This is a genomic window from Burkholderia paludis, from assembly GCF_000732615.1.
In the GTDB taxonomy this organism is placed as follows: Bacteria; Pseudomonadota; Gammaproteobacteria; order Burkholderiales; family Burkholderiaceae; genus Burkholderia; species Burkholderia paludis.
Genome location: NZ_JPGL01000020.1, coordinates 39,797 through 53,988, shown reverse-complemented (window position 1 = coordinate 53,988; position 14,192 = coordinate 39,797). Strand labels below are relative to the sequence as shown.

At 69.7% G+C, this 14,192-nt stretch carries 9 protein-coding genes; 4 read left to right on the top strand and 5 right to left on the bottom strand.

Features of this window, described 5'->3' with window-relative positions:
* Positions 1 to 205: 205 nt before the first annotated feature.
* Positions 206 to 2,140 carry a SurA N-terminal domain-containing protein gene (locus tag GQ56_RS0114140; protein WP_031399282.1) on the top strand — a complete coding sequence of 645 codons (1,935 nt, stop codon included), beginning with the start codon at positions 206 to 208 and terminating at the stop codon, positions 2,138 to 2,140.
* A 70-nt stretch (positions 2,141 to 2,210) separates the two neighbouring features.
* Here GQ56_RS0114140 and GQ56_RS0114135 read toward each other — a convergent pair whose 3' ends face one another.
* On the bottom strand, positions 2,211 to 2,882 hold the full coding sequence (locus tag GQ56_RS0114135) for an arylesterase (protein ID WP_031399281.1): 672 nt from the start codon (positions 2,880 to 2,882) through the stop codon (positions 2,211 to 2,213).
* Between GQ56_RS0114135 and GQ56_RS0114130 the strand changes: the two genes are divergently transcribed.
* Entirely contained in the window at positions 2,881 to 3,594 is a 714-nt protein-coding gene (locus GQ56_RS0114130) for an ABC transporter ATP-binding protein (RefSeq protein ID WP_031399280.1), read from the top strand. The genes GQ56_RS0114135 and GQ56_RS0114130 overlap by 2 nt on opposite strands.
* Positions 3,595 to 3,654: 60 nt before the next feature.
* Here the strand turns inward: GQ56_RS0114130 and pgi are convergent, their stop codons facing one another.
* The 3 genes from pgi to GQ56_RS0114115 all read right to left on the bottom strand — a co-directional run bounded on the left by pgi (position 3,655) and on the right by GQ56_RS0114115 (position 8,284).
* Positions 3,655 to 5,277 carry a glucose-6-phosphate isomerase gene (gene pgi, locus GQ56_RS0114125; RefSeq protein WP_031399279.1) on the bottom strand — a complete coding sequence of 541 codons (1,623 nt, stop codon included), beginning with the start codon at positions 5,275 to 5,277 and terminating at the stop codon, positions 3,655 to 3,657.
* A gap of 108 nt (positions 5,278 to 5,385) precedes the next feature.
* A complete protein-coding gene (locus GQ56_RS0114120; protein WP_031399278.1) occupies positions 5,386 to 6,930 on the bottom strand; it encodes an NAD(P)H-hydrate dehydratase in 1,545 nt (514 codons plus the stop codon).
* Between the two features lie 52 nt (positions 6,931 to 6,982).
* On the bottom strand, positions 6,983 to 8,284 hold the full coding sequence (locus tag GQ56_RS0114115; RefSeq protein WP_031399277.1) for an FAD-dependent oxidoreductase: 1,302 nt from the start codon (positions 8,282 to 8,284) through the stop codon (positions 6,983 to 6,985).
* A gap of 330 nt (positions 8,285 to 8,614) precedes the next feature.
* Between GQ56_RS0114115 and purL the strand changes: the two genes are divergently transcribed.
* Together purL and GQ56_RS0114105 are read left to right on the top strand one after the other, a co-directional pair.
* Positions 8,615 to 12,679, top strand: a complete 4,065-nt coding sequence (gene purL, locus GQ56_RS0114110) for a phosphoribosylformylglycinamidine synthase (protein ID WP_031399276.1) — start codon at positions 8,615 to 8,617, stop codon at positions 12,677 to 12,679.
* A 5-nt stretch (positions 12,680 to 12,684) separates the two neighbouring features.
* On the top strand, positions 12,685 to 13,230 hold the full coding sequence (locus tag GQ56_RS0114105; RefSeq protein WP_031399275.1) for a GNAT family N-acetyltransferase: 546 nt from the start codon (positions 12,685 to 12,687) through the stop codon (positions 13,228 to 13,230).
* Positions 13,231 to 13,397: 167 nt separating this feature from the next.
* Here GQ56_RS0114105 and GQ56_RS0114100 read toward each other — a convergent pair whose 3' ends face one another.
* On the bottom strand, positions 13,398 to 14,180 hold the full coding sequence (locus GQ56_RS0114100; protein ID WP_031399274.1) for a peptidylprolyl isomerase: 783 nt from the start codon (positions 14,178 to 14,180) through the stop codon (positions 13,398 to 13,400).
* Between the last annotated feature and the right edge of the window lie 12 nt (positions 14,181 to 14,192).

Genomic DNA, 14,192 nt, shown 5'->3' with positions numbered 1-14,192 from the left:
GTGCCGGTATCGCCGTGGCTCCGGCGGACCTCGGGGCCGCGACCGCCTCGCGCGGGCACGTTCTTAGGCGTCCCATCCCGTCGTGCGCGAACCCGTTGCCGGGCTGTCGCGCGGCGCCGATCGCCGGGCGGCGGGGCAGTCCGTTTCGCTTTTTGGGGGCCTGCTGTTGTAATATCAGGCGTTTTGTCCAAATTACCCGTCACGCATGCTCGATTTCTTTCGTAACCACCAGCGCCTGATGATGGCTCTCCTGCTCCTGATCGTGTTGCCGGGGTTGGGTTTCGTCGGGATTCAAGGCTTCCGCGGCTTCTTCGACGACAGCGCGAACGTCGCGGCAGTCAACGGGCACAAGATCACGCGGGTCGAATTCGACGGCGCCTTCCGCCAGCAGATCGACCAGGCGCGTCAGGCGCTCGGCGGGCAGTTCGACATCAAGATGCTCGACACGCCCGAACACCGCAAGCAGGTGCTCGACGGCCTGATCCAGCAACGCGTGCTGGCCGACGAGACCCAGCGCCTGCACCTGACCGCCTCCGACAATGCCGTGCGCGAAGCGCTGATGAGCGACCCGATGATCGCGTCGCTGAAGAAGCCCGACGGTTCGATCGACGTCGAGCGCTATGCCCAGTTGCTGTCGTTCCAGGGGATGACGCCCGAGCAGTACCAGGAGCGCGTGCGCTACAGCCTCGCGCTGCAGCAGATTCCGGCCAGCATCGTGTCGAGCGCGTTCACGCCTAAGAGCCTCGCGCAACGCCTGTCCGAACTCGCCGCGCAGCAGCGCGAAGTGCAGGCGCTCGTGCTGAAGACGAGCGATTTCGCTGCGAAGGTCCAGCCGACCGACGCGCAGCTCGCCGCATACTATGACGCGCACAAGCAGAGCTTCGCGACGCCCGAGACGGCAACGATCCAGTACCTCGTCTATTCGCCGGCCGCGGCGGCCGCCGGTGCGCAGCCGACCGATGCGGACATCAAGAAGTTCTACGACGACAATCCGACGCACTTCCGCACCGAAGCGCAGGTTCGCGTGAGCCACATCTTCATCGCCGCGCCCGGCAGCGCCAGCGCGGCCGACAAGGCTGCGGCGAAGGCCAAGGCCGACCAGCTGCTGGCCGACGTGAAGGCCCATCCGGACCAGTTCGCGCAGATCGCGCAGAAGAACTCGCAGGACGCGCCGTCGGCCGCGAAGGGCGGCGACCTCGGCTTCATCGCGCGTGGCTCGACCGCGGGCGGCAAGGCGTTCGACGACGCCGCGTTCGCGCTCAAGCAGGGCGACGTGAGCGGTGTCGTGCAGTCGGATCTCGGCTTCCATATCCTGAAGGCGACCGAAGTGAAGCCGGCGGCCGTCAAGCCGTTCGCGGACGTGAAGGACCAGATCGCAGCCGACCTGAAGCAGCAGTACGCGGCGAAGGCGTTCTCGGACAACGCGGAAGGCTTCACGTCGACCGTCTATGAAAAGGCGAAGACGCTGCAGCCGGCCGCGGACAAGTACAAGCTGACGATCCAGACGGCCACCGTCACGCCGACGCCGAATCCGCAGTTGCCGCCGACGAGCCCGCTGAACTATCCGAAGTTCCTGGCCGCGGTGTTCGCGAACGACGCGGTGAAGGGCCAGAACAACACGCAGGCGATCGACGTCGGCAACAACACGCTGATCTCGGCGCGCGTGACCGACTACAAGCCGGCAGCCGTGCCCGCGCTCGACGCGATCAAGGATGCCGTGCGCCAGAAGGTCATCGCCGAGCAGGCCGCTGTGCTCGCGAAGAAGGACGGTGTCGCGAAGCTCGCCGAGCTGCAGAAGTCGAAGTCGGCCGACGGGTTTGCCGCCGCGCAGAAGGTATCCCGCACGCAGTCGCAGGGCCTGACGCCGGCTGCGCTGAGCGCCGTGTACAAGGTCGATGCGAAGACGCTGCCGGCCTATGTCGGCGTCGATCTCGGCGCGGACGGCTATGCGATCTACCGCGTGAACGCAGTGATCCCGGGCTCGGCGGTCGATCCGCAGCAACTGGCGGCCGCGCAGCAGCAGATGGCGCAGGTCGATGCGCAGAGCGAAGGTGAGGCGTACCTTGCCGCGCTGCGCGATCGCTCGAAGGTGAAGCTGTACGGTTCGACGGCCAGCCAGTCGCAGGACGGCGACAACTGAGCCGCGTTTCGCACGCAACGAAAAGCCCCGCTTCACGCGGGGCTTTTTGTTTTTGGGCGGCGCGGTGCGCTCAGCCGCGCGGCTTGCCGAGCAGCGGCTTCAGCGCCGGCCAGACGTTGTCGAGCAGGATGCCCTGTGCCTGTTGCGCGGGATGCATCTGGTCGGCCTGGAACATCTCGGGCCTGTTCTCGATGCCGGCCAGCAGGAACGGCACGAGCGGCACGGCAAGATCCTTCGACAGCCGCGCGTAGACGGCATGGAACTTCTGCGTGTAGTCGGGGCCGTAATTGGGCGGCACGTACATGCCGACCAGCACGACCCTGGCCTGCGCCTGCCGTGCGCCGGCGATGATGTCGCGCAGGTTCTGCTCGGTGGTCGCGAGCGGCACGCCGCGCAGCGCATCGTTCGAGCCGAGCTCGACGACAACGATCGACGGCTTGAGCCGTTGCAGCACCGCGGGCAGCCGCGCGCGGCCGCCGCTCGTGGTGTCGCCGCTGACGCTTGCGTTCGCGACGCTATAATCGATTCGCTCGGTCGTGAGCCGTTGCCGCAGCAGCGCCACCCAGCCGGTGTCGCGCGGCAGCCCGTATTCGGCCGACAGGCTGTCGCCGAGCACGACGATCACGGGCTGGCCCGAGGTCGCCGCCGGCGTCGCGGCGTGTGCCGGCGCGGTGGCGGCCAGCAGGGTGCCCAGCAGCGCGGCGAGTGCCGCGCGTCTTTTCCAGCGAAATGTCGTGTCCATGTTCAAGATTACCGATCCGATCATCGAAGTCCATGACGTGTGCAAGCGGGTCGCCGATGCGACGGGCGAGCTGACGATCCTCGACGGCATCTCGCTCGCCGTGCGGCCGGGCAGCAGCCTGGCGATCGTCGGCGCATCGGGGTCGGGCAAATCGACGCTGCTCGGCCTGCTTGCGGGGTTGGACAGCGCGACGAGCGGCACGGTTCGCCTGCTCGGCCGCGCGCTCGACCAGCTCGACGAGGATGCGCGCGCCGCGCTGCGCAACGGCGCAGTGGGGTTCGTGTTCCAGTCGTTCCAGTTGATGCCGCACCTGACCGCGCTCGAGAACGTGATGCTGCCGCTCGAGCTGCAGGGCGGCATCGGCGCGCGCGATGCCGCCGAGCGCGCACGGGCGCTGCTCGTGCAGGTCGGTCTCGGCGAGCGCACCGCGCACTATCCGAAGCTGCTGTCGGGCGGCGAACAGCAGCGTGTCGCGCTCGCGCGCGCGTTCGTCACGCGTCCGGCGGTCCTGTTCGCCGACGAACCGACCGGCAGCCTCGACGCGGCGACGGGGCATGCCGTCATCGACCTGATGTTCGAACTGAACCGCACGCACGGCGCAACACTCGTGCTCGTCACGCATGATGCCGAACTCGCGCGTCGCTGCGCGACGACCGTGACGCTCGACGCCGGGCGTATCGTCGAGCCGCACGCCGAGCAGCGCGGCGCGTGAATCTTTTCGCCGGCCGCGCGGTTCCTGCCGTGCCGCCGGCAAGCATGCGACGCCGTCGCGTCAGCGCTTGAGCGCCGAGCGTGCGCGCTCGATCAGCGCGGTGGTCGACGAATCGTGCTTCGCGGGATCGAGCGACCCGGCCGTCAGGTCGGCTTCGACGACCTTGCCGAGGATCTTGCCGAGTTCCACGCCCCATTGGTCGAACGGGTTGATGTCCCAGATCGTCGCCTGCACGAGCACCTTGTGCTCGTAAAGCGCGATCAGCGCGCCGAGCGTGCGCGGCGTCAGCGCGTCGACGAGCAGCGTCGTGGTCGGGCGGTTGCCGGGGAACGTCAGGTGCGGCGCGAGCGCCTCCTTGCCGGGCCCGGCAACCTCGCGCGCTTCCTCGAGCGTGCGGCCGAGCATCAGCGCCTCGCTCTGCGCGAAGCAGTTCGCGAGCAGCTTCGGATGATGGCTCGCGAGCGGGTGCTCGGGCGTCAGCACCGCGATGAAGTCGATCGGCACGATCGTCGGCCCCTGGTGCAGCATCTGGAAGAACGCATGCTGGCCGTTGGTGCCCGGCTCGCCCCACGTGACCGCCGAGGTGGGGTAGTCGACGAAGGTGCCGTCCAGGCGCGCGGATTTGCCGTTGCTTTCCATCTCGAGCTGCTGCAGGTACGACGGCAGGTAGTGCAGTGCTTCCGAATACGGCGCGACGAGATAGCTCTGCGAACCGAAGAAGTTCCGGTACCAGATGCCGATCAGGCCGAGCAGCACCGGCAGGTTGCGCTCGAGCGGCGCTTCGCGGAAATGGCGGTCCATGTCGTTCGCGCCGGCCAGCAGCTCGTCGAACTGCTCGGGGCCGATCGCGATCATGATCGACAGGCCGACCGCCGACCACAGCGAATAGCGGCCGCCGACCCAGTCCCACATTTCGAACACGTTGTCCGCGGCGATGCCGAATTTCACGACTTCGGCCGGGTTTGCCGAAACGCCGACGAAGTGCTTCGCGAGCGCGTCCTCGGGGCAGCCGCGCGCGACGAACCAGTCGCGCAGCGAGCGTGCGTTGGTCATCGTCTCGAGCGTCGTGAAGGTCTTCGACACGATGATCGCGAGCGTTTCCTCCGGGTCGACCTGCTCGAGCACGCGCGCGAGATCGGCGCCGTCGACGTTCGATACGAAGTGGGTGGAGATCTCCGGCGTCGCGACGTGGTGCAGCGCGTGCACGACCATCTTCGGCCCGAGATCGGAACCGCCGATGCCGATGTTGATCACGTGGCGGATGCGCTTGCCGGTGTAGCCCGTCCACGTGCCGCCGCGCACGGCGCGTGCGAAGGTCGCCATCTTCGCGCGCTCGGCGCTGATCTGTGCGTGGAACGGCGCGTGCGGGTCGGTCGCGCGCAGCGCGGTGTGCAGCGCGGCACGGCCTTCGGTCGGGTTGACGATCTCGCCCGCGAACATCGCGTCGCGGCGCGCTTCGACGCCCGCGTCGCGCGCGAGCTGCACGAGCAGGCGCAGCGTGTCGTCGTTGATGCGGTTCTTCGAGAAGTCGGCCGCGAGACCGCCGCCCGCGAGCGTGAAGCGCTCGGCGCGGGTCGGCGCACGGTCGTTTTCCGGCGCGAACCAGTCGCGCAGCCGGGCGTGACGGATCTGCCCGAAGTGGGATTGAAGGGCAGTCCAGGCGGGGAACGAATTCAGCGTCATGGCGGTTCGAGTGAGGCGTGAATCGGGAAATGCCGCGCCGGCCCGGCGGAATCGGAAGGCCGGCGGACAAGGGGGCCGCCGTGCGGCGGGGCAGTCAGTATAGCGGCGTTATGTGTCGGCGCGCGGCGACGGGTAAAAAAGGCGGTTGATCAGTGCACGCACCGCAGGCGCGAGTTCGCCGGCCGTGAGCCCGGCCGGGCCGGTGCCCTGCGCGGTCAGCGTGTCGGCCGCGAGGCCGTGCAGGTAGACGCCCGCAAGCGCCGCCTCGTAGGGTGCGACGCGTTGCGCGAGCCATGCGCCGATCAGGCCGCCGAGCACGTCGCCGGTGCCGCCCGTGGCAAGCGCCGCGTTGCCGGTCGGGTTGATCGTCACGCGGCCGTCGGGCGCCGCGATCACCGTGCCCGAGCCTTTCAGCACGACGATGGCCGCATGGCGCGCGGCGAGCGCCTGCGCGGCCGCGATGCGGTCGCGCTGGACCGTTGCGGTATCGCAGCCGAGCAGCCGAGCGGCTTCGAGCGGATGCGGCGTCAGTACACAGGGATTGCCGCGCGCACCGCGCGCGGCGACGGCGGCCGCGAGATCGGCATGGGTCGCCACGAGGTTCAGCGCGTCGGCATCGAGCAGCGTCGCGGCGTCGTGCGCAAGCACGTCGCGCACGAGGGTCGCCGCGGCTTCGCGCGTGCCGAGCCCGCAGCCGGCCGCGATCGCGGTCATCGCGTCGAGCGCAAGGCTGTCGGCCGGATGCAGCATCAGTTCGGGGAACGGCGGGTCGTACGGCGGTGCGCCGGCGCCGAGGAAGCCGACGTGCACCTTGCCGGCGCCCGTGAACAGCGCGGCGCGCGCGGCGAGGATCGGCGCGCCGCACATGCCCGTGTCGCCGCCGAGCACCGCGAGGCTGCCGTACGTGCCCTTGTGGGACGCGAAGGCGCGTGCGGGCAGCGCCGCGGCGAACCGCGCGGGTGCATTCAGCACGATGGCCGGCGCGGCGGGCGGCGCGACGTCGAGCGAGGCGACCTCGATCTCGCCGGCGAGATCGCGGCCTTCGCCGGTGTAAAGGCCCGGCTTCGCGCCGATGAAGGTGAGCGTGTGGGTAGCGGCGACGGCGGCGCCCGCGCCGACGATCTGCCCCGTGTCGCCGTCGAGCCCGCTCGGGACGTCGAGCGCGAGCACGCGGCCGCCGCTGCGCGCATGCGCGGCGATGCGGGCGGCCTGCACGGCGAAGGCGCCGTCGAGCGCGCGGCCGAGGCCGATGCCGAACAGCCCGTCGACGACCCACGCATAGCCGTCCAGCGATGCGGGCGGCGTGGCCGACAACGGTACGCCGGCCGCGCGTGCGAGGCCGAGCGCCCATTGCGCATCGTCGGGTTTCACCGGCACGGGCATCCACGCCTGGGTCGCGACGCCGAGCTGCTGAAGATGCGCGGCGGCAACCAGCGCGTCGCCGCCGTTGTTGCCGGGGCCGACCGCGAACCACACGGGGCGGTCGTCGCCGGCGGCGCGCTCGGACAGCCAGCGCGCGGCGGCCGCGCCTGCGCGCCCCATCAGCGTGTGCGGCGGCAGCGCCGCGGCGGCGTCGGCTTCGGCCGCACGCAGGTCGGCGACGCGCAGCAGCGCGATCGGATCGGAATCGGGAAGCGGGCGGGTCGTGGTCATCGCGGGGTCGTGGCGGCTGGCAGGGCGGCTGCCGGGGACGAGCCCGCGGCGCTCAGGTCGTGAAGCGCCCGGCGCGCAGCGCGGCGAGCGTATCGGCGGGCCAGTGCTGCACGTCGCCGCCGAGGTAGTCGGTCACCACTTTAGCAGACCCGCACGCGAGCCCCCAGCCGGCCGGGCCATGCCCGAAGTTGACGAACACGCGCGGATGCGGGGTCGGACCCACGACCGGCAGGCCGTCCGGGGACAGCAACTGCGTGCCTTGCCAGGACAGGGCGGCCGAGATCCTCGCGGCGCCGGGCGCCCAGTCGTGGACGGCCTGGCCGAGCAGCGCGAGCGCGGCCTCGGACAGCGGCTCGGCGAGCGGTTTCGCGGTGTCTTGCCGGCTCTGCAGCACGGCGCCTCCGCCGACGCGTAGCCGCTGATGGGTGCGCGTGATCGAGATTCGCTTGATCGAATCGACGACGTTCATGTGCGGCGCGTATTCTTCGTAGGCGATCGGCGCGGTGAGCGTATGGACCCGCACCGGATGCAGCGGCGGGCGCCAGCCCAGCCGTTCGAGCAGCGGCAGGCTGCCGACGCCCGCGGCGACCACGATCGCGTCGGCGGAAATCACGTCGACCGCGCGCGCGTTCGACGCGTTGCGGTGGCCCGGTGGCACGAGCTCTACCGCGGCGCGGCCGGTGTCGACACGGATCGCGGCGACGTTGGCGCCGAAGCGGAACTGCACGCCATGCTCGTCGAGGGTTTGCTTGACCAGTTTCGTGAACAGCGGGCAGTTCCCGGTGCGTTCGGTCTCGAGCAGCACGCCGCCGGCGAAGCCGGGTTCGGCGGGCACCGACGGCTCGAGCGCCGCGCATTCGTCGGCGGTGAGCGGGCGGTACGGCTGGTCGAGCGTGCGCAGCAGGTCGAGCGCGGGCTGCAGCGCTTCCCAGTCGCGCGGGTTGCGCACGACGTGCAGGATGCCGGCTTTCTGCTCGAATTCGAGCTTGAGGCGCGCCTCGATGTCGGCGAGTGCGTCGCGCGATGCGTCGATCAGCGGGCGCAGCCGCGCGTACTGGGCGGCGAACGCGTCGGGATCGCGCAGCGCGCCGAGTTGCTTGACGAAGCGGCGCACACCGCCGTTGAAGCCCGGCTTGTAGATGATGCCGCTGTCGCGCGGCTGGCGCTGGCGCATGAAGGTCGGGCCGAACCAGACGTCGAGCGGGCTCGGCAGCAGCGCGCCGCCGTCGCCGTAGGTCGAACCCTGCGCGACGGTCGCGTGGCGCTCGACCACGCACACGTGGTGGCCGGCCGCGCGCAACTGGTAGGCGGTGGCGACGCCGCTGATTCCGCCGCCGATGACGATGACATCCATGGATTGCTTCGATGACGGGCGGCGCGCATGCGCCGTCCGGTGAGAATTCGCTGAGGGCCCCGGCCCGGTGAACCCGGAATGATAGCGCCAAAATCGCGGGAACCGGCGCCGCGCGAGCACGCGCCGGGCCATCGCGCCGCGCGCCCCGGCCGCCGCGCCTGCGCGGGCCGGCCCGGCGGCCCGCCGGGCGCGGCGCGCGGCGCGGCACCGTTGCGGTGCATGCGGGCCGCCGATCGGCCGGTCTTGGGCGACCGACTTCCGGGTATAATTACGGCCTTCCTTTCGCCCCACGTCGCCACCTCGCGCGACTCATCGACGTCAGTCCAGCCCATGGCTCACTTCTCGTGTTTTCCCGGCGCTTCGGCCCTCTCCGATTTCCGTCAAACCCGTCTGCTCGACACGCTCAGGCAAATCGACGGCAACATCGTCGCGGTGCGCGGCCAGTTCCTGCACTTCGTCAATGCTGCCGAGCCGCTGACGGCCGACGACAGCGCGCGCATCGACGCGCTGATGCACTACGGCGCGCCGTTCGTGCCGGCGGCCGAGAAGGGCGCGGCCGAGACCTTCGTCGTACTGCCGCGCTTCGGCACGGTTTCGCCGTGGGCGAGCAAGGCGACCGACATCGCGCAGCACTGCGGCCTCACGCGCGTGCGCCGCATCGAGCGCGGCGTCGAGTTCACGGTCACGCTGAAGTCGGGCTTGCTCGGCGGCAAGAAGGCGCTGTCCGACGACGCGCGCGCAGCCGTCGCGGCCGCGCTGCATGACCGGATGACCGAAAGCGTGGTCGCGGCGCGCGACGACGCGAAGCACCTGTTCGACGAACTGCCGGCCAAGCCGCTGACGAGCGTCGACGTGCTGGGCGTGGGCCGCGGCGCGCTCGAACGCGCGAACGTCGAGCTGGGCCTGGCGCTCGCCGACGACGAGATCGACTACCTGGTCGACGCGTTCCGCAAGCTCGAACGCAACCCGACCGACGTGGAACTGATGATGTTCGCGCAGGCGAACAGCGAGCACTGCCGCCACAAGATCTTCAACGCGCAATGGACGATCGACGGCGAGGCGCAGGACATGTCGCTGTTCGCGATGATCCGCAACACCGAGAAGCTGAGCCCGCAGGGCACGATCGTCGCGTATTCGGACAACTCGTCGATCATGGTCGGCGCCGAAGCCGAGCGCTGGTTCCCGCGCAACGCGGGCGCGACCGGCGAGCCGGGCGAGCGCTACGGCCGCCACACCGAGCTCACGCACACGCTGATGAAGGTCGAGACGCACAACCACCCGACGGCGATCTCGCCGTTCCCGGGCGCGGCGACCGGCGCGGGCGGCGAGATCCGCGACGAAGGCGCGACGGGCCGCGGTGCGCGCCCGAAGGCCGGCCTCACGGGCTTCACCGTGTCGAACCTCGATCTGCCCGACGCACGCCAGTCGTGGGAAAACGCACGCGATGCGGCCCAGCCGGTCGGTGAGCGCAACCCGAACGACGCACACGGCCCGTACGGCCGTCCGGACCGCATCGCGTCGCCGCTGCAGATCATGATCGACGGCCCGCTCGGCGGCGCCGCGTTCAACAACGAATTCGGCCGCCCGAACCTCGGCGGCTACTTCCGTGTGTACGAGCAGAACGTCGACGGCCAGGTGCGCGGCTATCACAAGCCGATCATGATCGCGGGCGGCCTCGGCAACATCGCCGATCAACATACGCACAAGCACGACGTGCCGGCAGGCTCGCTGCTGATCCAGATCGGCGGCCCCGGCATGCGGATCGGCATGGGCGGCGGCGCCGCGAGCTCGATGGCGACCGGCGCGAACACGGCCGAACTCGACTTCGACTCGGTGCAGCGCGGCAACCCCGAAATCGAGCGGCGCGCGCAGGAAGTGATCAACGGCTGCTGGCAGCTCGGCGCGGACAACCCGATCCTGAGCATCCACGACGTCGGCGCGGGCGGCCTGTCGAACGCGTTCCCCGAAATCGTCGACGGCGCCGGCAAGGGCGCACGCTTCGAGCTGCGCAAGGTCGCGCTCGAGGAATCGGGCCTGTCGCCGCGCGAAATCTGGTCGAACGAAGCGCAGGAGCGCTACGTGCTGGCGATCGCGCCGGCCGACCTGCCGCGCTTCGAGGCGATCTGCGTACGTGAGCGTTGCCCGTTCGCGGTGGTCGGTGTCGCGACCGACGAACGCCAGTTGAAACTCGTCGACGACGAGGCGACCGGCGCCGACGAATACCCGGTCGACATGCCGATGGAAGTGCTGCTCGGCAAGCCGCCGCGCATGCATCGCGACGTCGCGCGCGTGGCGACCGAGCGCGCGCCGGTCGACGTGACGGGCATCGCGCTGTCGGAAGTCGCGGTCGACGTGCTGAAGCACCCGACGGTCGGCAGCAAGTCGTTCCTGATCACGATCGGCGACCGTTCGGTCGGCGGCACGTCGGTGCGCGACCAGATGGTGGGCCCGTGGCAGGTGCCGGTGGCCGACTGCGCGGTCACCGCGCTCGACTACAAGGGCTTCAAGGGCGAGGCGATGACGATGGCCGAGCGCACGCCGCTCGCGGTGATCGACGCGCCGGCATCGGGCCGCATGGCGGTCGGCGAGGCGATCACGAACATCGCGAGCGCGCCGATCGCGTCGCTCGACAAGCTGAAGCTGTCGGCCAACTGGATGGCCGCATGCGGCACCGCCGGCGAGGACGCCGCGCTGTTCGACACGGTCAGGGCGATCGGCATGGAGCTGTGCCCGGCGCTCGGGATCGGCATCCCGGTCGGCAAGGATTCGCTGTCGATGAAGACGAAGTGGGACGAGCAGGGCGTCGCGAAGGAAGTCGTGTCGCCGGTGTCGCTGATCATTTCCGCGTTCGCGCCGGTCGAGGATGTGCGCCGTCACCTGACGCCGCAACTGCGCCGCGCCGCCGATGCCGGCGACAGCGTGCTGATCGCGATCGATCTCGGCCGCGGCAAGAACCGGATGGGCGGCAGCATCTTCGCGCAGGTCACGCAGCAGGTCGGCGACGCCACGCCGGACGTCGACGACGCGCAAGACCTGAAGCGTTTCTTCGACGCGATCCAGTCGCTCAATGCGCAGGACAAGCTGCTGGCGTACCACGACCGCTCGGACGGCGGCCTGTGGGCGACGGTGTGCGAAATGGCGTTCGCGGGCCACACGGGCGTGTCGCTGAACGTCGACATGCTGACGCTCGACCCGAATCACGAATCCGACTACGGCGACGCGAAGGACTGGGCCAAGCAGACGAGCGGCCGCCGCGACGACCGCACGCTGCGCGCGCTGTTCTCCGAGGAACTCGGCGCCGTCGTGCAGGTGCGTTCGGCCGACCGCGACGCAGTGCTCGGCGTATTGCGCGAGTTTGGCCTGTCGACGTGCTCGCACGTGATCGGGTCGGTGAACGATCGCGACGTGATCGAGGTGTACCGCGATGCGAAGAAGGTCTTCGACGCACCGCGCGTCGAACTGCATCGCGCATGGAGCGAAGTGAGCTGGCGCATCGCGCGCCTGCGGGACAACCCCGCGTGCGCGGATGCCGAATACGACGCGCTGCTCGACGCGGCCGATCCGGGCATTTCGCCGGTGCTGGGTTTCGATCCGGCCGACGACGTCGCCGCGCCGTTCATCGCGACGGGCGCGCGTCCGCGCGTCGCGATCCTGCGCGAGCAGGGCGTGAACTCGCATCTCGAGACGGCTTACGCGTTCGACCGCGCGGGCTTCGATGCGCACGACGTGCACATGAGCGACCTGCTCGCCGGCCGTGCGACGCTCGCCGATTTCGCGGGCGCGGTCGCATGCGGCGGCTTCTCGTACGGTGACGTTCTGGGCGCGGGCGAAGGCTGGGCGAAGACGATCCGCTTCAACGCGAACCTCGCCGACATGTTCTCGGCATTCTTCGCGCGTCCCGACACGTTCGCGCTCGGCATCTGCAATGGCTGCCAGATGCTGTCGAGCCTCGCATCGATGATCCCGGGCGCCGAAGCATGGCCGAAGTTCACGCGCAACAAGTCCGAGCAGTTCGAGGCGCGTTTCTCGTTCGTCGAGGTGCAGCAATCGCCGTCGATCTTCTTCGCGGGGATGGAAGGCTCGCGGATTCCGGTCGCGGTCGCGCACGGCGAAGGCTATGCGGACTTCTCGCAGCAGGGCGACATCGATCGCGTCGCGGTTTCGATGCGTTTCGTCGACCATCGCGGCGAAGCGACCGAGCGCTATCCGTTCAATCCGAACGGGTCGCCGGCCGGCATCACGTCGGTCACGACGGCCGACGGCCGCTTCTCGGTGCTGATGCCGCACATGGAGCGCGTGCACCGTACGGTCGCGATGAGCTGGCACCCGGAAGGCTGGGGTGAGGCGAGCCCGTGGATGCGCGTGTTCCGCAACGCGCGCCGCTGGATCGGCTGACACGGATGATGGTCGATCCGAACGCACCCGTCGAGGTCGTCACGTTGCGCGACGAGCGCAAGCGCGACGTCGATGCGATCGGCCGCGTGATCGTCGCCGCGTTCGCGGGCGAGCCGCAGGGCGGCGAGTTCGAGCGGCGGATCGTCGACGCGCTGCGCGCGGACGGTGCGTTGAGCGTCTCGCTCGTCGCGGAGCGCGACGGCCGCATCATCGGTCACGTCGCGTGCTCGCCGGTGTCGATCGGCGGCGAACCGTCCGGCAACCAGGGCTGGTACGGGCTGGCGCCGCTCGCGGTGCTGCCCGAATGCCAGCGGCAGAGCGTCGGCGCGGGGCTGGTGCGCACGGCGCTCGACGCGTTGCGCCGGCTGGGCGCGCGCGGCTGCGTCGTGCTCGGCGATCCCGCGTACTACGCGCGGTTCGGGTTCGAGCCGTCCGGCGACATCGTGTTTCCGGACGTGCCGCCCGAGTATTTCCTCGCGCAGTCGTTCGACGCAGTCGCTCCGCGGCCGTCGGGTGCCGTTCGCTATCACGACGTGTTCTATCCCGCTTAGCGAACGCGGCGGGGCGGCCGGTTGCCGGCCGGTGTGACGATGGCCGCTCTTCGGAGCGGCTTTTTTATTGCACGGCGGCCAAGGCGGCCGCACGCACGCCGCGCGCCAAAACAAAAAGCCGCTCCGAGGAGCGGCCTTTCGATCTGCGCGTACGGCGTGCGCGGGCGTTACTGGATCTTCGCCTGCTGGCGCAGGCCTTCCTCGAACGCCTGCAGCTTCTGCTGCACGAGTTGCTGCGCGATCTGCGCCTTCACCTGCTCGAGCGGCGGCGGTGCGATGTCGCGGATGTCGTCGACGCGGATGATGTGCCAGCCGAACTGCGTCTTCACCGGGGCATCGGTCATCTGGCCTTTCTGCAGCTTCTGCGCGGCCGCCGCGAATTCCGGCACGTACGCCTTCGGGTCCGACCAGTCGAGATCGCCGCCGTTCTTGCCCGAACCCGGATCCTTCGAGTATTGCTTCGCGAGATCCTCGAACTTCGCGCCGGCCTTGATCTTCGCGATCAGGTCCTTCGCCTGCTGCTCGTTGTCGACGAGGATGTGGTGCAGGTGATATTCGCGGTTGCCGCCGACGCCCTTGACGAGCTCGTCGTAACGCGCCTTCACCTCGGCGTCGGTCGGCTGGTTCTTCTTCAGGAAGTTCTCGATCATCGAACGCAGCACGACGGTCTGCTGCGCGACTGCCACCTGCGCCTTCACGTCCGGACGGTTCGGGATGCCTTCGCGGATCGCTTCCTGCATCAGGATTTCGCGGTTCACGAGTTCCTGGCGCACGGCCTGCTGCAGTTGCGGGCCGTCGGTCTGTCCTTGCTGGACGAGCTGCGCGACCATCGCGTCGGCGCGCGATTTCGGAATCGGCGTGCCGTTGACGACGGCGATGTTCTGGGCAAATGCCGGTGCCGCCGCGAATGCGGCCGCCGCAACCCACAGGCGGGGGGATTTCAGGATCATCGGGAATTCCTA